Origin of the sequence: Caballeronia sp. GAFFF1, from assembly GCF_023630705.1 — a bacterium.
Lineage (GTDB): Bacteria > Pseudomonadota > Gammaproteobacteria > Burkholderiales > Burkholderiaceae > Caballeronia.
The window spans coordinates 443962-466201 of the sequence record NZ_JALQEM010000041.1 but is presented as its reverse complement, the minus strand read 5'-3'; the positions used below and the strand labels follow the sequence as shown (position 1 = coordinate 466201).

Annotated in this window: 24 protein-coding genes; 11 read left to right on the top strand and 13 right to left on the bottom strand. The window is 64.8% G+C overall.

Annotated features, from left to right (window positions below):
- The first annotated feature begins 136 nt into the window (after positions 1-136).
- From NCR37_RS27485 to NCR37_RS27465, 5 genes are read left to right on the top strand one after another with little or no spacing between them, the layout of a single operon-like run.
- Positions 137-328 carry a hypothetical protein gene (locus tag NCR37_RS27485; RefSeq protein WP_250475956.1) on the top strand — a complete coding sequence of 64 codons (192 nt, stop codon included), beginning with the start codon at positions 137-139 and terminating at the stop codon, positions 326-328.
- A 36-nt stretch (positions 329-364) separates the two neighbouring features.
- Positions 365-1231, top strand: a complete 867-nt coding sequence (locus NCR37_RS27480) for an MBL fold metallo-hydrolase (protein WP_250475955.1) — start codon at positions 365-367, stop codon at positions 1229-1231.
- 22 nt (positions 1232-1253) lie between these two features.
- Positions 1254-2246, top strand: coding sequence for an alpha/beta fold hydrolase (locus NCR37_RS27475; protein ID WP_250475954.1), 993 nt, complete (start codon positions 1254-1256; stop codon positions 2244-2246).
- Positions 2243-3628 (top strand): hypothetical protein, encoded by a 1386-nt coding sequence (locus NCR37_RS27470; RefSeq protein ID WP_250475953.1) that lies wholly within the window; start codon positions 2243-2245, stop codon positions 3626-3628. Before NCR37_RS27475 ends, NCR37_RS27470 begins: the two co-directional genes overlap by 4 nt.
- 59 nt (positions 3629-3687) lie before the next feature.
- The gene (locus tag NCR37_RS27465) at positions 3688-3996 is read left to right on the top strand and encodes a DUF3072 domain-containing protein (protein WP_250475952.1); all 309 of its coding nucleotides are present in this window, start codon (positions 3688-3690) and stop codon (positions 3994-3996) included.
- 43 nt (positions 3997-4039) lie between these two features.
- Here the strand turns inward: NCR37_RS27465 and NCR37_RS27460 are convergent, their stop codons facing one another.
- The 8 genes from NCR37_RS27460 to NCR37_RS27425 form a co-directional block, all read right to left on the bottom strand.
- Positions 4040-4768, bottom strand: a complete 729-nt coding sequence (locus NCR37_RS27460) for an OmpW/AlkL family protein (RefSeq protein ID WP_250475951.1) — start codon at positions 4766-4768, stop codon at positions 4040-4042.
- Positions 4769-4852: 84 nt separating this feature from the next.
- Complete coding sequence (locus NCR37_RS27455; RefSeq protein ID WP_206469728.1) at positions 4853-5587, bottom strand: iron-containing redox enzyme family protein; 735 nt, start codon at positions 5585-5587, stop codon at positions 4853-4855.
- Between the two features lie 13 nt (positions 5588-5600).
- A complete protein-coding gene (locus NCR37_RS27450; protein ID WP_250475950.1) occupies positions 5601-8024 on the bottom strand; it encodes an EAL domain-containing protein in 2424 nt (807 codons plus the stop codon).
- A 254-nt stretch (positions 8025-8278) separates the two neighbouring features.
- A complete protein-coding gene (locus NCR37_RS27445; protein ID WP_250475949.1) occupies positions 8279-8497 on the bottom strand; it encodes a hypothetical protein in 219 nt (72 codons plus the stop codon).
- 235 nt (positions 8498-8732) lie between these two features.
- Positions 8733-8936 (bottom strand): cold-shock protein, encoded by a 204-nt coding sequence (locus NCR37_RS27440; protein WP_159834819.1) that lies wholly within the window; start codon positions 8934-8936, stop codon positions 8733-8735.
- A 236-nt stretch (positions 8937-9172) separates the two neighbouring features.
- A complete protein-coding gene (locus tag NCR37_RS27435) occupies positions 9173-10054 on the bottom strand; it encodes a YsnF/AvaK domain-containing protein (RefSeq protein WP_250475948.1) in 882 nt (293 codons plus the stop codon).
- Positions 10055-10139: 85 nt separating this feature from the next.
- Positions 10140-10580, bottom strand: a complete 441-nt coding sequence (locus tag NCR37_RS27430) for a YsnF/AvaK domain-containing protein (RefSeq protein WP_250475947.1) — start codon at positions 10578-10580, stop codon at positions 10140-10142.
- Positions 10581-10726: 146 nt separating this feature from the next.
- The gene (locus NCR37_RS27425) at positions 10727-11110 is read right to left on the bottom strand and encodes a hypothetical protein (RefSeq protein ID WP_250475946.1); all 384 of its coding nucleotides are present in this window, start codon (positions 11108-11110) and stop codon (positions 10727-10729) included.
- Positions 11111-11340: 230 nt separating this feature from the next.
- On the opposite strand from NCR37_RS27425, the gene NCR37_RS27420 reads away from it, so the two are divergent.
- Both NCR37_RS27420 and NCR37_RS27415 read left to right on the top strand, forming a co-directional pair.
- A complete protein-coding gene (locus NCR37_RS27420) occupies positions 11341-11781 on the top strand; it encodes an Hsp20/alpha crystallin family protein (RefSeq protein WP_250475945.1) in 441 nt (146 codons plus the stop codon).
- A 20-nt stretch (positions 11782-11801) separates the two neighbouring features.
- Positions 11802-12209 (top strand): Hsp20/alpha crystallin family protein, encoded by a 408-nt coding sequence (locus NCR37_RS27415; protein WP_250475944.1) that lies wholly within the window; start codon positions 11802-11804, stop codon positions 12207-12209.
- Positions 12210-12254: 45 nt separating this feature from the next.
- On the opposite strand, the gene NCR37_RS27410 is transcribed toward NCR37_RS27415, so the two are convergent.
- The 4 genes from NCR37_RS27410 to NCR37_RS27395 form a co-directional block, all read right to left on the bottom strand.
- On the bottom strand, positions 12255-14633 hold the full coding sequence (locus NCR37_RS27410; RefSeq protein ID WP_250475943.1) for a hybrid sensor histidine kinase/response regulator: 2379 nt from the start codon (positions 14631-14633) through the stop codon (positions 12255-12257).
- 306 nt (positions 14634-14939) lie between these two features.
- A complete protein-coding gene (locus NCR37_RS27405; RefSeq protein WP_244851245.1) occupies positions 14940-15179 on the bottom strand; it encodes a DUF3460 family protein in 240 nt (79 codons plus the stop codon).
- 52 nt (positions 15180-15231) lie between these two features.
- Entirely contained in the window at positions 15232-15795 is a 564-nt protein-coding gene (locus NCR37_RS27400; protein WP_250475942.1) for a DUF3005 domain-containing protein, read from the bottom strand.
- A 67-nt stretch (positions 15796-15862) separates the two neighbouring features.
- Positions 15863-17086: a DUF2252 domain-containing protein gene (locus NCR37_RS27395; protein WP_250475941.1), complete on the bottom strand. Its 1224-nt coding sequence runs from the start codon at positions 17084-17086 to the stop codon at positions 15863-15865.
- A 166-nt stretch (positions 17087-17252) separates the two neighbouring features.
- Between NCR37_RS27395 and NCR37_RS27390 the strand changes: the two genes are divergently transcribed.
- The 4 genes from NCR37_RS27390 (at position 17253) to NCR37_RS27375 (ending at position 21274) form a co-directional block, all read left to right on the top strand.
- Positions 17253-17960, top strand: coding sequence for a YetF domain-containing protein (locus NCR37_RS27390; RefSeq protein WP_250475940.1), 708 nt, complete (start codon positions 17253-17255; stop codon positions 17958-17960).
- A complete protein-coding gene (locus NCR37_RS27385) occupies positions 17960-18694 on the top strand; it encodes a DUF421 domain-containing protein (protein WP_250475939.1) in 735 nt (244 codons plus the stop codon). Before NCR37_RS27390 ends, NCR37_RS27385 begins: the two co-directional genes overlap by 1 nt.
- Positions 18695-18815: 121 nt before the next feature.
- Complete coding sequence (locus tag NCR37_RS27380) at positions 18816-19133, top strand: hypothetical protein (protein WP_250475938.1); 318 nt, start codon at positions 18816-18818, stop codon at positions 19131-19133.
- 29 nt (positions 19134-19162) lie between these two features.
- The gene (locus tag NCR37_RS27375; RefSeq protein WP_250475937.1) at positions 19163-21274 is read left to right on the top strand and encodes a phosphocholine-specific phospholipase C; all 2112 of its coding nucleotides are present in this window, start codon (positions 19163-19165) and stop codon (positions 21272-21274) included.
- A gap of 3 nt (positions 21275-21277) precedes the next feature.
- Here NCR37_RS27375 and NCR37_RS27370 read toward each other — a convergent pair whose 3' ends face one another.
- Positions 21278-22189: a LysR substrate-binding domain-containing protein gene (locus NCR37_RS27370; RefSeq protein WP_250475936.1), complete on the bottom strand. Its 912-nt coding sequence runs from the start codon at positions 22187-22189 to the stop codon at positions 21278-21280.
- Between the last annotated feature and the right edge of the window lie 51 nt (positions 22190-22240).

Sequence of the window (22240 nt, the reverse complement as noted above, 5' to 3'; positions counted from 1 at the left end):
GCCGCCGCGAGCGGAGGCACCGCGATTGCTTGATGGTGGCCGTGCGGCGCGGGCCGCTTCTCGCGACGCCATGACGCGCGCCGCGACGGCTCGCTGCGACGAGCACTTCCCGACATCGAACCATCAGGAGATCGACATGAGCACGTCATCGCAAAACGGCAAGCCGGAACAGTCGCAGAACGGCGACGAAGAAGCGCAGAGCGGCAGCGACGAAACCTTTACGACCGATATCTCCGAAACCGACGACGAAGGCACGACCGTGCGCGAGGCCGAAGTCAAGGCGGACGACTTGTCCGAAGTGAAACCCGCGGGCGGCGGACAGTCGTAAGCGCCGCGCGACCGGTCAACGCAGGATCGAGCCGCCATGCGCGTTCATCATCTGAATTGCATTTCGAGTTGTCCGCTCGGCGGCAAGCTCTTCGACGGGCGCACGCCGAGCCTCTTGCGTCGCGGCGAATTGACTTGTCATTGCCTGCTGATCGAAACGAACGACGGGCTCGTGCTCGTCGATACCGGCTTCGGCCTGCGCGATGTCGCGAATCCGCAGAGCCGCCTGAGCACGTTCTTCCTGTTCATGCTGAAGCCCGATTTCCGCGAGGAAATGACGGCGGTGCGGCAGATCGAGCGGCTCGGCTTCAAGGCGAGCGATGTCCGCCATATTCTGATGAGTCATCTGGACTTCGACCACGCGGGCGGACTCGACGACTTTCCGCAGGCGACCGTTCATATGCTGCAGATCGAGCGCGACTATGCGCTCGCGCAGAAGACGTGGCTCGACCGGCAGCGCTTTCGTCCGCAGCAGTGGTCGACGCGCGGCAACTGGAAGGTGCATCGCGCGGACGGCGAGAAGTGGCGCGGCTTCGACAGCGTGCGGCCGCTGCCCGGCTTTAGCGACGATATCGCTTTCGTGCCGCTGCCCGGCCACACGTTCGGGCACGCGGGCATCGCCGTGCGCAAGGATGACCGGTGGCTGTTGCTCGCTGCCGATGCGTATTTCTTCCACACCGAGATGGACGCCGAGCGGCCGCGCTGCACGCCCGGCCTCGCGTTCTATCAGTGGATGCTGGAGAAAGACCGCGCGGCCCGCCTGCGCAATCAGGCGCGACTGCGCGAACTGTGCCGCACGGCCGGTTCCGAGCTGACGGTGTTTTGCAGCCACGATCCGTTCGAATTCGAGCGCCTCGCCGGACGCTCGCCCGGCATTCCGGCGGAGCATCTCGTGATGGCGTGAGGCGATGACGTGAAGCGATGACGTGAAGCGGGCACGCAATTCGCTCGTCGAGGGCATGACACGACGCGTTCGATCACACGCATCCGCACACGTTGCGCGATCCGCACGCTCCGCCTGGCCTGCGCTCGCGGTAGCGGGCACGTGCGCGCTGGCGGCATGGGCGGCCGTCGAATGGAAGCGGCTCAAGCGCACGCCTGCGCTTTCCGCCGCCAGCGCGAACGCGGGCATCACCGCGCGCACAACGCAGGCCGGTCCCTACCGCATGTTTTCGCGGCACGCGCTGCGCGAGGGGCATGGTTCGCGCGTGCCGGTCGTGCTGGTGCACGGCCTCGTCATTTCCAGCCGCTACATGGAGCCGCTCGCGCTCGCCCTGCGCGATGCCATCGACGGCCTCGACGTTCACGCGCCCGATCTTCCCGGCTTCGGCGAAAGCCCGACGCGCGAGCGCTCGCTCACAGTGCCCGAACTCGCCGATGCGCTGCGCCTGTGGCTCACGGCGCGCGGCATCGACAAGGCCGTGTTTATCGGCAATTCGTTCGGCTGTCAGATACTCGCGGATTTCGCGGCGCGCTTTCCCGGCTGCGTCGACAAGCTCGTGCTGCAAGGGCCGACCGTGGATCGCGCGGCGCGTTTTCTGCCCGCGCAGATGCTGCGCGACTGGCGCAACGGGCGGCTGGAAAGGGCGCGGTCGGCGGCGGCGCTCGGGCGCATCGACTATGCAAAAGCCGGCCTCGGTCGCGCCTTCGCGACGATGCGCGAACTCGTGCGGGACCGCATCGAGGACAAGCTCTCGCGGGTACAGGCGCCCACGCTCGTCGTCGTGGGTTCTCGTGATTCGGTGGCGCCGCTCGCATGGGCGCGCGAAGTGGCGCAGCGCTTGCCGCATGGCGAACTGCTCGTCATCGAAGGCGGCACGCATACGCTCAACTATGTGTACCCGCATAGCATGGCGCTCGCCATCCGCCCGTTTCTGCTCGATGGCGTCGATCGCGACAAGGGAGCCGCGCGCGCATGACGAGACCTCCACCCGGCATCGCGCGTTTCGATTCCGCCGCCGGCATGGTGCAGGCTCTCGCGGCCTCGCTGCACGGCGAGCGGTTCACGAGTCCGAGCCAGTCGCCGCTCTTCGACAGCCTGATGCCCGCGCTGAACCAGCTGCCGCGTCGGCCGCGCGAATGGGCGTATTCGATCGGCGGCATGACCGAGGGCATCGCGCCGCACGCGGCGCGCAAGCTGGATGTGGAAGGCATCGGCGAATGGATCGCGGGGCTGTATCCGCAACGGACGTTCGATGCAGCGTTCATCGGCTCGTCGAATGGCGCGCTCATGCATCTGGCCGCCGCGATGGGCGTGCCGTGGCTGCCGCAGACGTTCATGTGTCCGGTGCGCGCGCCGTTTTCCGATCCCGACGACGCAGAGCGCGGCTTTCGCGAAGGCTTGCGCATCGTCGAGGGCTTGCTCGCCGCCGATCCGCGCATTGCCGTGCATCACATGCAGGACCCGAATCAGGACCGGCTGATGTTGTCCGCGATGAGCTACTTCCGGCTGAAGATGCGCGCGTTGCCGCTGGCGTATCGCGAGTTCCTGCTGCGCAGCCTCGCGCCGAACGCGACCATTTATATCGACACCTGCACGCGCGACTGGCCGGTCACGCGCACGAGCGAGCGGTCCGTGTATCAGTTCGGCGCGCTCGGCGGCGCGACCGAGGCCGAGTACTTCGAAGGCAGTCCGCGCGTCGACGCGTATTTGCGTCGCTACCGCTCGCGCTGGCCGCGATGGGAGCCGCCCGCGCCGACCGAGCGCGCGCCCGAGGCCGAATGGGGCTTCGATGCCGCGCTGACCGAGAGCATCGTGGCGCTCGCCCGCGAGAAAAACTGGCGCGTGGTGGAGATGCGCTTCGACGAGCCCGAGTCGTTGAGCTTCGTCGCGGCGCGGATGATTCGCGACTGGTATCGCAGCCTGAACGTGGAAGCGGCGCGGCTCGTGGTCGATTCGTTCATTCTGATGGACCCGCAAACGACCCTGCGCCTCCGCGCGATTCCGCTCTGGCTCGTGTTCTGCACGGACCCGTCCGCTGAAACGCTGCGGCGCTTTCTGGAAACGGAATCGTTCGATGAGATCGACCTGATGCTGTTCTCGCACGGCACCGAAGGCGTCGGTGTGACGCCGATTGCAGCGTGGCGTGCGTTGATCGAGAGAAGCAGGCGAGAAGGGCGTTTTCTCGGCGTGGATACGCGCCGCTATCCGCGCGACTTTGCGACGTTCGCGCGCTTCGGCCGGGCGCTTGCCGAACTCGGTCCGCAAGCCGAACCGCCGCCGCCGATGACGCTATCGCAGTTCGAAGCCGGCCTGTGCGCGCACGGCCCGCGTCACGGCGTGAAGATGCGCCCGCTGTGACGAGGCACGCAGCTTGCATGAGCAAGACGCGCTAACAGACATCGCAGGAGGAAGCGGCCATGAAAGGACAACCGACCGAAAACGCGGAGCGTCAGGACGATCAGAGCGATCGAAGCGATCAAAGCGATCAAAGCGATCAAAGCGATCCGCGTCTCGACAACCCGAAGGCGTCGCCGACGTCGAACGCCGAGAAGGACCCCGACGAGTGGGTGACCGGCGACGAGCCGATGACGGGCGCGCAGGCGTCGTATCTGAAGACGCTTTCCGAAGAGGCGAAGGAGCCGTTCGACGCGTCGCTGACGAAAGCGGATGCGTCGCGCAGGATCGACGAGCTTCAGGCGAAAACGGGCAGGGGACAGAAGTCCTGACCGCCCGCCGCGCCGCCCGGCGCGCGAGCGCGGCGGCGTCTCGTCAGAACTTGTAGCCGACGGAGAGGAAGCTCACGATCGGATTGAGCTTGATCTTCGATTCGCTGCGGACCGTGCCGACGGCCGATTGCGTTTCCAGACGCGCGCGCGCCGACAGCCACATGTACGACAGCGAGAACGACGCCGACCAGTGGTCGGTGAAGTTGTACGTGAAGCCGGCGTTGGCCACGGGCGCGAACGAACTGCTGAGGCTCACGGTCGTCGGGCCGGTCAGCGCATTGCCGAACTGGCTCGAATAGAGGAATGCGCCGTTCGCCATCGGCGCGGTGAGCTTCGTATCCGAGAACCACACATACGCGCCGCCCGCCGCGATATACGGACGGAAGCGGCTTTGCGCGCTGCCGAAGTAATACTTCAGCAACAGCGTCGGGCTCCATTCGCGCGCCGAACCCAGCTTGCCGATAGCGCCGAGCGTGCCCGTGCCGTCGAGATTGAACTTCGGCGGCACGCCCATCACGGCTTCAGCGGCGATATGGTCGGTGAAGAAGTAGGTCGTCGTGATCGCGAAGGTGTCGGCGTTGCTCACCGAGGCGCCCGCGTTCGGCTGCGTCATCGTCTGACCCAGCGCGTTGATCTTGAACGGCTCGCTGGAATCCTGCGGCGAGAAGTGCATCCACCCCGCGTTGACGACGATATTTCCCGCCGCCTGTGCGTGAGCGCCGCCGACACATAAGGCAGCGGCCGCCGCACACGCGATTTGCTTCGTTTTCATTCTTCTTGTCCAGATAGGGTACCGGTCCCCGCAGCGCGCCCTCGCGCTGCGCGGATCATCATTTGCCGCAACGGCGATGCTCGGTTACAGGCAGCAGTCGAGGCTCATCTTGAAGTACTCGTAGCTCATCGCGATGCTGCGCTTGACCGCATGCACTTCGTCGACGCCCGGCGCATTGCCGAGCAGCGTCGCGACGATTTCGAGCGCTTCCCACGGATGCGCGTCGTCGTAGTGCGCGTGCAGGCTGAGCCAGCGCATCGCCTTGCGGCGGATCGACACCGGGAAGCTGTTCGCGTACGTGTCCGTGCTGCATACGAGCGTGGACCATTCCCCGGTCACGCCTTCGATCGCGAAGTTGGTCGCCGCGATGCTCGCCGCGAGCGCGTCCGTGCTGCTGCTCTTCCAGCACCAGTGGCTGAGCGCGTAAGCGAGCGACGGACCGTTGGCCTTCATCAGGTCGCGCTTGCTCACATCGTGCGCGGCAGCCCAGTCGACCCAGTAATCCGCATGGTTCTGCTCGACGCGGATATTGCGCGTGAGATAGCGCCGCGCCAGGTCTTCGCCGCGCGAGTGCCCGTAGCGGACCTTTTGCAGGTTCATCGCCATGTATTGCGGAAACTGCTCGACGACGGGCCAGCCGTTGACGAGGAACGCTTCTGCCTGACGCGGCTCGAGCTTGGCTTCGCGCATCGCCGCGAAAATGGGATGCGAGACGACGGCCAGCTTTGCTTCTTTGGTCTCGGCCAGCACATCGCCGAGCCAGGCCGGGTAACTTGCGATGTCTTTCAAATCGCCCACCCGCTGAAAAGTCGGATCCAACGTGTTCTCCTGATTAGATGTTGATAGGTTCGACATGCTGTGCCCAAGGCGCGGGGCGCCCAACATGAAAACCCTGAACGAAATCGACGCCCATCTCGCGCAATGCGCGCAGAATCGCTTCGCTTTCGACATACTCCGCGATCGTCAGACGGCCCATCGAATGGCCGATGTCGTTGATCGCGGCGACCATGTCGCGATTAACGGCATCTTTGAGCATGTCCTTGATGAAACCGCCGTCGATCTTGATGTAGTCGACCGGGAGGTGCTTCAGATACCCGAACGACGACATGCCCGCGCCGAAGTCGTCGAGCGCGAACTTGCAGCCGCGCTTCTTCAACTCGCGGATGAAGCGCGCGGCCGCGGCGAGATTGGCGACGGCGGTGGTTTCGGTCACTTCGAAGCAGATCGCCGAGGGCGCGACGCCGCTGATGGCGAACTGCTCGTTGAGGAACTGGAGGAAGCGCTCGTCGCCGATCGACGCGCCCGACAGATTGATCGCGTACTGCATGTGATCGGAAGGCGGCGTGTTCGCGAGCGTCGAAAAGACCGCGCGCACGACCCAGCGGTCGATGGCCGACATGAGGCCGTAGCGTTCGGCGGCCGGCATGAAAAGGCCCGGCGGCACGATATCGCCGCGTTCGCCGACCATGCGCAACAGGATTTCCACGTGCTGCTGCGGTTCTTCGCGTCGGCCCGCTCGCGGGTCGGCGGCCTGAATGTCCTGCGCATAGAGGCAGAAGCGGTCGTTCGCGAGCGCGTCCTTGATGCGGCCGCACCACGACATTTCGCTCGCGTGGCGCGTCAGTTCCTTGTCGCCGGGCACGGCCAGATGCACGCGGTCGCGGCCGCGCTCCTTCGCGAGATAGCAGGCGATGTCGCCATAGCGCATCGCGGTTTCCACGTCGAGCCCGGTCTGCCGCAGATCGACCACGCCGATGCTCACGCTCGTCGACAGGCGATGCGTCTCCCATGACCATTCGAACGCTGCCACGTCCTTGCGCAGGCGCTCCGCGATCTGCATCGCGCGATGCTTGTCGCAATTGCAGAGCAGCGCGCCGAACTCGTCGCCGCCCAAGCGGCCGAGCACGTCTTCTTCGCGCAGGCATTGTTCGATGAAGAGCGCGACTTCGCGCAGCATCGCGTCGCCAGCGGCGTGACCGTAGGTGTCGTTCACGACCTTGAACTGGTCGAGGTCGAGCATCATCAGCATCTGCGCGCGATGCGAGTCGTCCACATCCGACTCGGGATCGAGCGCGGTGCTCAGGCGCCGTTCGAATTCGGTGCGGTTCAGAAGCCCGGTGAGGCCGTCGTGCGTCGCCTGCCACGCGAGGTTCGAGACGTACTCGCGCTCGCGCGTCATGTTCCTGAGCAGCAGCACGACGCCCGTCAACGTATCCGACGTGTCGCGCACGAGCGACGTGATCGCCTGCACGACGATATCCTTGCCCAGCGCGTTCGTGAGAATGAGGTCGCCGCCGGCTTCCTCCGGTTCCGCGCCCTTGAGCGCTTCGTCGATCACATCGACCGGGCGGCGATCCCATTCCCGCGCCACGGTGACGAGCGCGCCCAGCGGCCGGTTCACGCACGCGGCGGCTTCGCGGCAGAAGAGCTTTTCGGCGGCCGGGTTGATGAACTCGACGAGGCCCGACGGCCCCACGGAAATCACCGCCTCGCCGATGGAGCCGAGCGTCGCCTTCGCGCGCGCCTCGCTCCGTCGCAGCGCGTTCTCGGTTTCGAGCCGCGCGGTGATGAAGCGTCGCGCATACCAGGCCGACAGACACACGAGCAGCACGGCGACCACGACGTTCACGGTAAACAGCAGCATCGCCGTCTGGCGGAACGCCGAGCCGAGCACGTCGGCGAATGCGCGCGAGATCGGCGCAATCGAACCGTTGATGTTCCAGACTTCGTTGGTGAGGCGGTCCACTTCGGCGCGAGCCCCGGGACCGCTTCTGACGGCGGCGCGCAGCTTCCTGCCGGCGTCCGTGAGTTGGTCGACGAGCAGATCGCCCGCCGTCCAGTACGCCACGGCTTCCTGGAAGTAGCTCGCGCGCCGGAAGGTGCGGAACACCCAGATCACCGCGCCGACGTCGGCGGGATAGACGCCGCTCGCGAGCAGGGCGGCGCGCGCCTCGGGCACGTTCGGGTCTGGCCGGTCGAGCGCGAGCCGCGCGCGCTTCAGGCTGAGCGGATACGCGATCGCGTCTTCGTATTGACGGAACGCCTGTTCGTCGCCGGTCTGCGCATAACGCGCGAGATAAAAAACGGCGTCCTTCTGTCCTTTGGACCAGGTGCTTTCACCGCCGATATACGCGCGCACCGACGACATGATCGCGAGACTCGTCGCCGCCATCGCCAGGAGGGAGATGACGACCGCGAGAAACGGCCAGATCGTGTTAAATAGTTGCCGGTTTGTCGTCTTGGGGGCAACGCGCATGTTTACCTTCTTGTTGTTCGCTTGATACGTCTTGAGCGATGCGACTGCTGGCCCGAGTAACGACCACGCCGACCGGACTATCCGGATAATTCACCCTCATCCGGAATATCGGCAGCAGGCGTCCGGCCTTGAGGGCCGAGCGCCTAAGGCAAACGTTTGGTGCGTTGAATGTTAATTATCGAATAACGTCGGCCGATAAAAGTCTGTGAGGTAAAAAGCGGCGCCTGCGGGGAGGGGAATCGGAAAGAAAAGGATCAGCCGCGCGTGTCGATCCACTCGCGAGCCCATTGGCGCGAGTACTCGACGGCGTCGGCTTCGTTGGAAAAGTAATCCAGCGAGAAGAACCGATATTGCGCGTCGTTCTCGCTGGCGGAGTCGCGTTCGAGCAGGAGATCGGCGGAGAAGGTTTCGTCGCGAAGCGGATGCGCGAACGCGTGCACCGCATAACCGCGGTAGTGTTGAGTCGTGTTCATTTTAGTTTTAAGGTCGTGGGCTTTCCGTCGATGCGGAAGAAGCCGGAGGACAATGCGCCCTCGATAGACGCCAGAAAAAATCGTCTGGGCCGAAAGATCTGGCCGGAGAGGGCCGAGAGATAAGCGGGGGACGGAGAGAGGCGAAGCGAGGGAAGCGGAAAAAGCGCGGATAAAACGCGGGGGCCTCGTGGCCCCCGCGCATGCTGCGAATTACTGCGAACTACTGAATCAAGACTTACAGCGGCTTGATGTTCGAAGCCTGCATGCCCTTCGGGCCGCGCTTCGTTTCGAAGCTCACCTTTTGGCCTTCGGCCAGGGTCTTGAAGCCGTCGGCGCGAATCTCCGAGAAGTGCGCGAAGAGGTCGTCGCCGCCATTGTCGGGGGTGATGAAGCCGAAGCCCTTAGTGTCGTTGAACCACTTGACGGTACCGGTGTCCATGAAAATCCTGAAATAAAAATTGAAGATGCTCGAATCGAGCGGGGTGAAGCGGCAAGGAGGGAGTGGACAACGAATACCGGAGGAAAATCGGACTATTGATGAGCAGCAATCGACTTCTTGTACTTCAAGGGCCATTATGCCAATCCCAATCGAATCAGTCAACTATTTCTTGCATCTGATTCGACAAGGACGCCCGGCCGCGTGCATGACGCGACCGGGCCGACGTCATGCTGACGTTACAGCGGGTTCTTCTTGGTACCGGTCACGCCCGTGGTCCCTTCGATGCCCGTGGTCGTGCCTTCCACGCCCGCGGTGCGTTCCACTTCCACTTCGGTGCCGCGGACGGTATCCGTGATCGTCTCCGTGCGGTTGGAGCTTTCCTTGCCGACGACCACTTCCTCGACCACGCGCGCCGTCTTCGCGACGACCGGCTGTTCAGCCGTTTCCTTGATCTCGACGAAGCCTTCCTTCAGGTCCGCCGCCGTCGCGGGACGGTCCACTGCGCGGCGCTCGATGCTCGCGTGTTCTTCATGCAGGTTCACCGACTCGCTGACCGGCGTTTCGGTCAGGCGCGAGTACACGCGCACGCCGCCCGTTTGCACTTCACGCTTGCCGACTTCGAGCGACTCCTGCACGACCGGGAAAGCCTGGCGTTCCGCTGCAACTTCATCCGCGGTGTAGGCGGGTGCGTTGCGGTCATAGCCCGTGTAACCCGTATTGCGCCATTGCGCCACGCGCGAGTCGATGTCGATTGCGCCGGCCGCATACAGCGCGTCGCGCACGCGTTCGGTTTCCATTCCGTCGGGCACGTCCACCGACAGCAACGCGCTGCCACGGCGTACCGCTTCCTGATAATGACCGATCTCTTCCGGGCGGTCGTCGTCGCCGAAGAGGTTCTTGAAGAAGTGTTCGATGCGGCCCATCGCGCCTTCATGCGCTTCGCCGATCGGACGGTCCGTCGCAACATCGCTCGTGGCGGTGCCGGTCGTCATCGACGAGCCGGCATCATTCGAATGCACGCTCATGTCCGCGCGCGCGATGCCTTCTGCTTCGAGGCGGGTCTGAGCGAGTTCGGCGTCCTGAAGCGTATTGAATACACCAATGATAGTCTGAGTCATAGCAGCATCTCCGAGAAAAAGGCGTACGCAAGCCGGGGTTGAAGCGCGTGCGATGAGGATCGCAACGCGCGTTCCCGCGCGTGCATCAGCCTGCCTGCGGATCGCGCTTCCATTCGCCGTCCGGCCCCTCGCGCCGCTCTACGACGAGTTCCTCAGAATTCACAAGAACCTGGTGCACGACGTCGTGTTGCGTCTCGGTCGTCTGCACGTACACCTCTTCTTTCAACGTCAGTTGCATCCTGACCACCGGCACATATTCGTATACCGGTATGACGAGCGTATCGCCTTCGCGACGCGGTTCGCTGCGCTCCTCGACAGGCCGATTCACTGCCACGCGCCTCACTTCCACTTGCTGCGTGGAGAGGCGCATCGAAACGGGTTGCATTTCCTCATGCACGACCTTGCGCACGCGCACCGAGCCGGTCTCGGTCGTGCGCACGCCGACCGCGAGTTCTTCCTGTACCGCGGACAGGCGCACTTCTTCCGACGGCGGCGTGACATTGGCCGGGGTATCGTCTGAGTTCATCGGCTTCTCCATCGCAGATTCGCGGCACGCTGATTCGTCCGCTCGAAGACGGCCGCCTTCGCGCGGGTTGCGCGACGGCCATCCGAACAACGGACCGCGCAAGCACTGTGCCGCTCGCGAGCGAGCGCAAGCCGGTGGGCAGGGAGTCAATGTATCGGCGCGACCGTCCCGAGCTTCTCCGCGAGCATCCTTTCGTAGACGCCGAAGTGCAGGTCCACTTCCTCCTGCGTGACCGTCTGCACGAAGAGATTGATCTGTTCCGGCATGAGTCCGAACACGGCGGCGATGGCAGCTTCCAGTTGCGGCGCGCAGACGCGGTCTTCGGCGATCGTCGTTCCCACGGTGATGTCGTGCACCTTCTCGTGCCGAAAGACGATCTCGACGATCCGCGCCCGGGCGCTCATATTGTGATCCACCGCGAGGCGGGCCACTTCGGCGAGCTGATTCATGATCTCGGTGGGAAAGCCCCGGGTGGAACGCAGCTTGATGCGATGCCGTCCGAGCGTTCTCCAGTCGGTATCGAATTCCACGACATTCTCCTTGTGACCTGGTGCGCGGATGGTATGGGCGACGCCCCTGTTTTCAAGCGTCTAAGCGCACGCCCGGCCCCTTGAAAATTTTGCGGCGTTTCATATATTGGCCTCGTAAAGGCAGCCGCTCGCCATGAGCGCTGCGTGTTTCAACCTTAATTGTCCGCGGCATGGGGCAGCTAAAGCTGAAGCGCATGCAGCTTCCCTCTTGCCGCCGGAGGAGAGCGAAAATGAACGAAGCATTCACTGCGGCCGATCTCTTCAGCGAACTGGAGAGAGTGCAGCGGCAACTGTCCAGCGTGTTCGACGGCTTCCCGAGAAGCCTGCGATCGAGCCGTCCCGGCGTGTTCCCGCCCGTCAACATCGGTTCGACCGATGACACCATCGAGATCGTCGCGTTCGCGCCGGGCCTCGACACCACGAAGCTCGACGTGTCCATCGACAAGGGCTTGCTCAACATTGCCGGCGAACGCGCGACGCGCGAGCGCGACCTGCCCGAAGGCGCACGCGAGTACGCGCAGGAGCGCTTCAACGGCGCCTTCCGTCGCGTGATCGAACTGCCGCAGCAGGCCGATCCGGACAAGGTGCAGGCGCGTTATGTCGATGGTTGCTTGCTGATCTCGGTCGGCAAGCGCGAGGCATCGAAGCCGCGTGCGATCACTGTTCAATGAGCGAAACAAGAGGTGACATCATGAGCGACAACACTCAGATCGCGGAACGCGAAAAAGGCGCTGTGGCTCGTCAGGAGTCCAGCCAGGAACGGCGCCGCACGACGCTCGCGCCGAATGTCGATATCGTCGAGGACGTGCAGGGCGTCACATTGTGGGCGGACCTGCCGGGCGTCTCGAAGGACCGGCTCGATGTGAAGGTGCACGACGGCAGTCTCGTCATCGAAGGCGAGTCGGTCGTGCCGGTGCCGCCCAGTCTGCGCCTCGCGCATGCGGAAGTGCGCGCGCCGTACTTCTCGCGCACGTTCACCGTGAGCGAAGACTTCGATACGTCGAAAATCGAAGCGACGCTCAAGGACGGCGTGCTGAAGCTGACGCTGCCGCGCCGCGAGGAAGCCAAGCCACGGCGCATCGAAGTCACGGCCGCGTAAGGTCGTGATGCGGTGAACGGGCCGGCGCAGCGCCGGCCCGTTCATTCATTGCTGGCCGCTCGCGCGGCCTTCGTCGCGCAACGCTGCTTCGAGTTGTTCGAGCGTGTACGGCTTGCGCAGCGCCTGCCACTCGAACCCCTGCGCTTCGTTGTCGAGCACGCTGTCTCCGGAGGCGAAGATCACGCGCATGCCGGGGCAGCGTTCGACGGCGCGCCGCGCCAGTTCGGTGCCCGCCATATCGGGCAGATTGACGTCGGTCAGCAGCACGTCGAAAGCGTCGTGCGACAGCGCTTCGAGCGCCTCGCTCACATTGGCCGTGCTCACCGCGCGATGACCGAGCATCACGAGCAGCTCGCTCACGGCTTCGCGTGCGAAGCGGTCGTCTTCAACCACGAGCACGCGTTTAGCAGCAGCCGGCGTGGCGGAAGGTGCGGGTTCGGCACGACTTGTTTCGGGCGATTGATTCGGAGTCCCGAGCATCTGCCGAATCTTCGAGGCCAGATCTTCGCGGCTGTAGGGCTTGCTCAACAGTTCGACGCCGGGATCGAGGCGTCCCCCGTGAACGATCGCATTGTGCGTGTAGCCGGACGTGAAGAGCACGCGCAGATTCGGCTGCATCTTCACGGCGCGGCGCGCCATCTCGGGGCTCTTGAGCGAGCCGGGCATCACGACATCGGTGAAGACGAGATCGATGTGCACGCCGCTGCTCAACACGACGAGCGCCTGATCGGCATTGTCGGCCTTGAGCACGTGGTAGCCCAGGTCCGTCAGCATCTCGATGACGGTCGACTGCACCTTCTGGTCGTCCTCGACGACGAGTATCGTTTCCGTGCCGCCCCTCACCGGCGCGTTGCGCCACGTGGTGGGTTCGAGCGCTTCCACCAGCGATCGCGGCAAGTAGACCCGCACCGTGGTGCCGTGCCCGACTTCGCTGTAGATGCGGATATGCCCGCCGCTCTGCTTGATGAAGCCATATGCCATGCTGAGGCCGAGCCCGGTGCCTTCGCCTTCCGGCTTCGTGCTGAAGAAAGGATCGAATGCGCGCTCCAATACTTCGGGCGGCATGCCGACGCCCGTATCGGTCACGCCGAGCATCACGTACTGTCCCGCCGGCACGTCGGAAAGCGTGCGCACGTAGCGGTCGTCGAGCATCGCATTGGCGAGTTCGAGCGTGAGCTTGCCGCCGTCCGGCATCGCGTCGCGCGCGTTGATGGCCAGGTTGAGCAGCACGTTCTCCAGTTGATGCAAGTCGACGTACGCATTCCATAGCCCGCCGGAGACCACCGTCTCCACCTGAATGGTTTCGCCGAGCGCGCGGCGCAGCAGGTCGTCCATGCCGCGCACCATCGAGGCGAGATTCACGGACACGGGCCGCAGCGCTTGTCTGCGGCCGAACGCGAGCAATTGCGACGCGAGCTTCGCGCCGCGCTCGACGGCATCGATCGCATTGCTTAAGCGGTCCATGCTCCAGTTGTCGCCCAGGCAACGGCTGCGCAGGAGTTCGAGATTGCCGCGCAGCACTTGCAAAACGTTGTTGAAGTCGTGCGCGACGCCGCCCGTCAGTTTGCCGATGGCTTCCATCTTTTGCGCCTGCAACAGCGCGGCGCGCGTCTCTTCGAGAAGCTGATCCGCTTCGCGCTTTTCCGTGACATCGCGCGTGATCTTCGCGAAGCCGATCAGCGTGCCGGTTTCGTCGCGGATGGCGTCCACGATCACGTGCGCCCAGAAGCGCGTGCCGTCGCGGCGCAGGCGCCAGCCTTCGGATTCGAACCGTCCCTCGCGGGCGGCAATGCGCAGCGCGCGCTGCGGCAGGCCGGCCGCCGCATCTTCCGGCGAATAGAAGCGCGAAAAGTGCGAGCCGATGATTTCCTCGGCGGTATAGCCCTTGATGCGCCGCGCGCCGCTGTTCCAGTTGGTCACGAGCCCTTCGGGCGAGAGCATGAAGATGGAGTAGTCCGTCACGCCCTCGACGAGCAGACGAAAGCGACGCTCGCTTTCGATTACCGCGTCGTGCGCCTTTCGCTTGTCGCTTTCGTCGCGGACAATCTTCACGAAGCCGATGAGCGACCCGTCCGCCTCGACGAGCGCCGTGGTGAGCACGCTCGCCCAGAACACGGACCCGTCCTTGCGCCTGCGCCATCCTTCCGTTTCGAAGCTGTGGTGCGCGCGCGCTTCGCGCAATTCGTTTTCGAGCGTCGCGCTGTCGCGGCCGTCTTCCGGGAAAAAGACCGAGTAGTGCTGTCCGATGATTTCTTCGGGCGCATAGCCGTAAATGGCCGTGCCGCCCGGATTCCAGGTCGACACGTAGCCTTCCGGCGTCAGGCAGAACGCCGCCAGATTGGTCGTGGAATCGATCCAGACGCGTGCCCAGTCGGGGCGGATGCCGCCTGGCGGGTTCTCGCTATTGCGCATGACATTCGTCATCGGTTCTTTTGGCTCGCTGACCCCGCTGACCAGAAAGCGGCAATGAGCATGATTTTGGTGGGGCGTCTCCGAACGGACCATTCTAGCGGCTTGCTTGCCCGGCGTCGAATGACGCCCGACCGGCTGCGGAAAAGCGCGAGAAACAGGCGGAAGATGCGTGAGAAGACGCGCAGCGAGGTTGCGCGATAGGCATGCGCCGGGCAAGGGGAGGCCGCGGCTTCAGACGCGCGAGCGACTGCGCATCGCCCAGGACAATCCGGGCGCGCGCATGGCAAGCGCGCATGGCGGGTTCAGACCCGCCGGACGCTAGTCGAGGTCGCTGTAATAGACGTACGAGGGCTGGCGCAGCTTGCCTTCCTTGCCGACCGAATCGGGCGAGTCCGGCAGGCGCGGCAGCTTGTCCCACAGGAGCGCGCGCCCGAGCATCTGGTTCCGGTCCATGTCCGGATGGTCCTCTTTGAGCCGGTTGAGGAACTGCTCGAACTCGGATACATACAGGCCGGTCGAGACGCCGCCTTGCTCACGATGACGTTTGAACAAGCCCACTTTCTTCTCCTTCACCAAAGTCGATGGTTCGAATCGCCGCGCTCATTAGCGCTCAGGCATCCCCGACACGCTCGAAGCTGAACACATGCGATGTCTTCGAGCCGTTCATCTCCTGCTCGTAAAGCGTCTCGCTGAACACCACGCGATAGCCGCGCTTGGGCAGAATGGGCGGCACATTGCCGGTCGGACGGCTGTCGATGCCGCCGAGTCCGCGTGCCGGCGCGCGCACGTTATTGGACAGCGTCGCGTTCGACGAGATCACGTTGTCGTGCCAGCCGGACATATCGCGGCTCGCCTCGATCGACTTCGCGTCAGCGTCTACGGTGTCGTCGGTGGACTCCATGCCTTCGTCGTCGACCGCGCGGATGCGGCTCGCCGCTTCCTGCACCGGGTCGCGCGAGCCGTTGCTGGCCGCGCGATCGTCTATCGACGGCAGCGCGCCGTTCTCGTCGGCCGGGCCCGGTTCGGCCGAGCCCGCGTGTTTCGTGCTGCCGAACTCTTTCGCCTGCGTTGCGGCGTCGGGAGAAGCCGTGCCGGTCGCGGGCGTTTTGGCGGGGCTCTTCGCCGCCATTTCCTTTTGCTGTTGCTGTGACGGATTGCCTTCTGCGTTCTGCATTGCGTCCTCGTCTAATCCAAATTGCTCGATGTGATGTAGCGCCGCATTTCGCGTGCCCGGGCGCAGGTCAGGCCGCCGCGAGCGCGTAGCGCCGGCAGTGTTCGAGATAGCCCACCTCGTGGCTCCCGACCAGTTCCACGATGCTGCTCCACAGCCACAACGGCGCGTCGATGGATTTGGGCTTCGTGCGCTTGAGTTCGGCGAGCCAGCTTTTGCGCGTGGCGCGGTCCATCTGCCGGGCGTGCGCCTGACCCACGACGAACGCGAGATAGCGCGCCACTTCCATCGCTTCCGTTGGCCCGATGTGCTCGATTTCGAGTTTCAGGTCCTGCGGCAGCAGTTCGCGCAGAATCACGGGACGTCCTTGCAAGGTCGCGGATCGCATGCGCTCGCCGAGATGCGGCGACAGGTTGCGCGCGCCTTCGACCACGCGTTCCGCGTTGTCGCGCGGCATGTTCGTGCCGGGATAGCGCGGCGCGGCGGCCTTCACGCCTTCCTTGATGTCGATGAGGCACAGATCGTCGCCTTCGACCACGCCGCCGTCCACATCGAGCAGCACGGCGTAACGCAGGCGTCCGAGCGAACTGCAGCCTTTCACCCAGTAGGCGGCGTCGAGCACGGTGACTTTGCCGGTATCCGGACGACCGCGAAGGCTCGTCGCGAGCTTGGCGAGCGTCTCCTTCTGAAAGAGCGCTTCGATCTCCGCGCGCTCGTCCTTGTTGACGGGCCAGAAGCGGCTTCCGTACGGGATGGTCGGCTGCGTGTCATCGAGACGTTCCAGCGCCAGATGCTTCCACGAACGGCGCACCGCTTCGCGCATGACCACGCGCACGACTTCGGGCTTGCGGCAAATGTCGTCGGCGTCGCTGTCGGTGTCGAAGTCGAAGGCGAGCGCGTAGCCTTCGAACAGCGCTTCGATCATGTTGATAGTGGTGACGCCCGGCAGCGCAGAGCCGCGCGCCGTGGTCGCGAGCGAGAGGCCGAGCCGGATCAGGTCATGCACCGGATTGCCAATGACCGTCTGGTCCAGATCGCGTATCTGAATCTCGATGCGCTTGTTGGCGTCCGCCACGGGGCCTAGATTGCCGGTGTGGCAGTCGCCGCAAATCCAGATGGCCGGGCCTTGCGGCAAGCCGCGTATCTCCGCCTGTTCGAGCCAGTCGTAGAACTTCGAGGTGTTACCGCGCACATAGGCGTGCGTCGAGCGGGCCATCTTGGCGTTGCGTCGGGCCGTGAGTATTTCCTGCCGGCTCTCGAATTCGGGTACTTTTTGCTTGGATGGCTTGGGCATGAATCGTCTTGCGGGTTCGGTGGCGCGCAGCGAGGCGCGGCGCGCGCGGTTTTTTTGCAGTGCATCGCAGGACGTGTGCCTGACGCGCTCGTCACCTCGATGCGCCCGCGTTTCAGGCACGCCAAATGCGCCTTGCTCCGCACTCGACATGCTGTCAGGTGCCGCTTTGCAATCCCCTCCGTTCAGACTGACCGACTGGCATCGCTTCCTGTTCGGCAACGCGTCATGGCACTTTCTGCTGGAAGTGCTGCTCCGAACCTGCGCGACTTACGTGCTGCTCGTCATCGCGATGCGCTTGCTGGGCCGGCGCGTCGCCGCGCAGTTCACGCTCTTCGAGATCTCGATCGTCGTGACGCTGGCCGCGGCCATCGGCGTGCCGTTGCAAGCCGCGAATCGCGGCATGCTGCCGCCGTTTCTGATCGCGCTCGTCGCGGTCGCGCTCCAGCGCATCATCGCGTCGGCGGGCATCACGCATCGGCGCGTGGAGACGCTGATATCGACCGATGTCACGCTGCTCGCGCGCGAAGGGCGGCTCGAACGCGCCGAGCTGGCGCGCGCCGCGATGCCCCGCGAGAAGGTCTACGAAGCGATGCGGCTCGCGGGCTGGCAGCATCTCGGCCAGATCAGCCGCCTCTACATGGAGCCTTCGGGCGCGTTCTCGTTGATCCCCGCGCGGCCCGCGAAACCGGGGTTGTCGGTGCTGCCCGCCATCGACGAGGAATTGCGCGACGAAGCCCGCGTGCCGGGCTGCTCCGCGTGCCTCCAGTGCGGCAACACGGTCCGGACCGACGAAAGCGGCCACGCCGACGATCTGCGCTGCGACAACTGCGGATCGCGCGAGTGGACCTATGCCGTGACCGAAGTGGAGCGCTGATGCCTTTCATCGAGCGACTGCTGATCGGCGACGGGCCGTGGGCCTTTCTCATCGAGGTCATCCCGCGAGCGGTGGTCATGTACCTGATGCTGCTCGTCGCCATGCGCATGATGGGCAAGCGCGTCGCGGCGCAGCTGAGCATTACGGAACTCGCCGTCATTCTGATGCTGGGCGCGGCCATCGGCGTGCCGATTCAGGTGTCGTCGCAGGGCGTGCTGCCGGCCGCCGTCGTGCTGCTCGCGGTGGTCGCGCTGCAACGCCTCAGCGCGAGAGCCGGCCTTCGCTGGCGCAGATTCGAAGTGCTGGAGCAGGGCGACGTCACGATTCTCGTGAAAGACGGCCGCATACTGCTCGATGAACTCAAAGCCAGCCAGGTCTCGCGCGAGATGCTCGCTTCCGAGTTGAGGGCGGCGAACGTCGCGCATCTCGGGCAACTGCGCCGCGTGTACATGGAGGCGTCGGGGGCCATCAGCATCGTGTGGCGAAAGGAGCCTTTGCCGGGGCTTACCGTGCGGCCGGACATGGAGCAGTCGCTGCTCGACGCCATCGGCGCGAAGGGCTATTTCTCGTGCTGGAGCTGCGGCGTCACGGTGCAGTCGGACGAGCGTCCGGACCGGCCGTGCGAGGCGTGCGGCTACGAGCGGTGGGAGTCCGCCGTGCGAGTGCCCGTCGAGCGGTCGACCGCCACGGACACCGGCGCCGCCGCAGACACCGAACAGACCGCGGCTAGCTGAACGCGGCAACTTCTTGCAGATGCCATGCGCCGGCCCGTCGCGCGCCGGTCACACTGCTTACACATCCCCCCGATACGCTTTCGTGCGCTGAGTGCAACTGCCCACTTGCCCGAGAGGACGCATGAAGAGAGCCGAAAGACGCCGCCACGTAGCGGTGGGCATCGCCGTATTCGCGTGCGCAACCGTTGGCGGCTGCAACAGCGACAGCAATAGCAACAGCAATAGCGAAACGGCAGCCGACCCTGCTGCGGCCGCACCGGCGCGCGCGAGCGCGCAAGCGGATGCCGCGACGGCGGGAACGAGCGAACTGGAGAACTGGGCGATTTCGGCCACGTCCACTGGCACGCCCCGTCCGTCGCAAGCGCTATCCGCGCAAGCCGTCTCCGCGCAGGCATCGTCCGATGCGCTCGCGCCGCCGGTCATACACACGGTCGACTGACGCCTTCCCCTCTCTTCCCAGGCACACGGATGACAATCCAGAACAGACGTGAATTCCTGCGCGCGGCCATGCAGACCGCTGGCGCGGCCACCGCACTCAATATCGTTCCTCTCGGCATTCGCCAGGCGCTCGCCATTCCCGCGAACAACCGTCACGGTTCGATGGAGGATATCGAGCACATTGTCGTGCTGATGCAGGAAAACCGCTCCTTCGATCACTACTTCGGCACGCTGCGCGGCGTGCGCGGCTTCGGCGATACCCGCGCCGTGCGGCTCGCGAACGGCAACACCGTGTATCACCAGCCGATTGCCGCCGGCGCGGGCGACGTGCTGCCGTTTCATCCGGGCGCATCCAACCTCGGGATGCAGTTCCTGCAAGACCTGCCGCACGACTGGGTGAGCGGCCAGGGCGCGTTTAACGGCGGCCGCTACGATCAATGGGTGCCGTTCAAGGGCACGACGACGATGGCGTACCTGAAGCGCGACGACATCCCGTTCCACTATCAGCTCGCCGACGCCTTCACGATCTGCGACGCATACCACTGCTCGACCAACACGTCGACCGATCCGAACCGCTACTACATGTGGACCGGCTACGTGGGCAATAACGGAAAGGGCGGCGGTCCGGTCGTCGATAACGCGGAAGCGGGCTATGGCTGGTCCACGTTCCCCGAAGTGCTGGAGCGCGCAGGCATCTCGTGGAAGATCTATCAGGACGTCGGCACCGGGCTCGACGCGAAGGGCTCGTGGGGCTGGACGCAGGACCCGTACATCGGCAATTACGGCGACAACTCGCTGCTCTACTTCACGCAGTATCAGAACGCGCAGCCGGGCAGCCCGCTCTACGAGAAGGCGCGTCGCGGCACCAACGCCGCGGCGGGCGAAGACTACTTCACCAAGCTCAGGCAGGACGTGCAGGCAGGCACGCTGCCGCAGGTTTCGTGGATCGTCGCGCCGGAAGCGTATTCCGAGCATCCGAACTGGCCGGCAAACTACGGCGCGTGGTACGTCGATCAGGTGTTGCAGGTGCTCACTTCCAACCCGGACATCTGGAGCAAGACGGCGCTCCTCATCAACTACGACGAGAACGACGGCTTCTTCGATCACATCGTGCCGCCGTTTCCGCCGACATCGAGCGCGAACGGCCTCTCGACCGTCGATACCAGCCTCGAAATTTTCCCCGGCAGCCAGAAGTACGCGGCGGGTCCGTACGGCCTCGGCGCGCGCGTGCCGATGATCGTCGTGTCACCGTGGTCGCGCGGCGGCTGGGTGTGCTCCGAAACGTTCGATCACACGTCGGTCATCCGCTTCATTCAAAAGCGCTTCGGCGCGTCGCACGGGCTTCCCGAGCCGAACATCACGCCGTGGCGCCGCGCCGTTTGCGGCGATCTGACCTCCGCGTTCGACTTCCGCAACCCGAATCGCGGCATGCCGACGCTGCCCGGCACGTCGTCGTACGCGCCGCCCGACAAGGCGCGTCATCCCGACTACGTGCCGGTGCCGCCCGTCGTCGGCGCGATGCCGAAGCAGGAACCGGGCGTTCGTCCCGCGCGCGCGCTGCCGTACGAGCTCTTCGTGCGCACGCACGCAAACGCGAGCCAGCGCACGGTGGCGTTCGACTTCGTGAACACGGGCGCGGCGGGCGCGGTGTTCCTGCTGTATCGGCAGGGCAGCACCGATGCGCCGCGCACCTACACGGTGGAGGCCAACAAGCGCCTCGCCGATCACGTCGCGACGAACGCCGACGGCAGCTACGACTTTGTCGTGCACGGGCCGAACGGGTTCCTGCGCCGGGTGGCGGGCAAGGCGGCGGCATCGCATAGCTGGTGGTCGCGCGAAGAGGCGTTGCCCGAAGTTGCCGAAGGCTACGATGTCGCGAACGGCAATCTGCAATTGCGCCTGAAGAACAACGGCAGCGGGCCGTGCACGTTCAGCGTGACGAACGACTACGAGCCTTCGAAGACCGTGAAGCGGCGCGTGGCGGGCGGCGAGACCGCGCAGTTGTATCTGGACCTGCGCGCGTCGCACGGGTGGTACGACGTGCGCGTGACGGTGGATACGGACAGCACGTTCGCGCGCCGTTTCGCCGGGCACGTCGAGACTGGTTGCGACAGCATGAGCGATCCCGCCCTGTCGGCGTAAGCGCTACTGGCGAGGCTGGCGCGCGGGCTGGATGTCGCGCGCGGCCTCGCGTTCGATCCATGCGAGAAACCGCTCGACGCGCGGCAAGTCGGCGTTCTGGCTCGGATAGACGAGGTGATGCGCGCCGACTTCGACCGCGTGGCTCGCGTCGAACACCGGCACGAGCACGCCTTCGCTGATTTTGACGGACGCGAGCATCAGGCTTTCCAGCGCGATGCCGAGCCCGAGCGCCGCCGTTTCGATCGACATGTACGAGCGGTCGAACGAAAAGTCGAAGGTCTTCTGCGGCGCGGAAACGCCGGTTCTGCCGAACCATTGCTTCCACTGCACGAGCGGCGTCTCCGAATAGATCAGACGATGCGAGAGCAGGTCGTCCGGCGTCTTCACCGGATGGCGTTCGAGGTACTTCGGCGAGGCGAGCGGCGCGATGAATTCGCCGCGCAAGGTCCGCACTTCGAGATTGGTCCAGTTGCCGTAGCCGTGGCGAATGTCGATGTCGTAATAGCCGTTGGAGAACGACACGTTTTCGTACGAGCACGCGAGGTTGAGCTGGATGTCGCCGTTGTCCTCCTGAAACGACGATAGGCGCGGCAAGAGCCACATGAGCCCGAAGCTCGGGCTCGAATGCACGCGCAGAATGTCCACTTCCTTCTGGCTCGACGCGCGCTCGGTCGCGCGGCTCAGGTCCGCGAGCAGGCCGGTGACGTCGGACAGATAGCGTTCGCCGGCGGGCGTGAGCACGAGGCCGCGTCCGGAGCGCTGAAAGAGCGGCTGCCCGATGATGCTTTCCAGATTCGCGATCTGATGGCTCACCGCCGACGCCGACAAGCCCATCTCCTCTGCCGCGCGATTCACGCTTTTCGTGCGCGCGACGCTTTCGAACGCGACGATGGCCTTTAGCGGCGGAATACGCATAGATGCTGTGTGTGGTTGTGGTCGGTTGTCGTCGATTGTGACGCGCCGGCG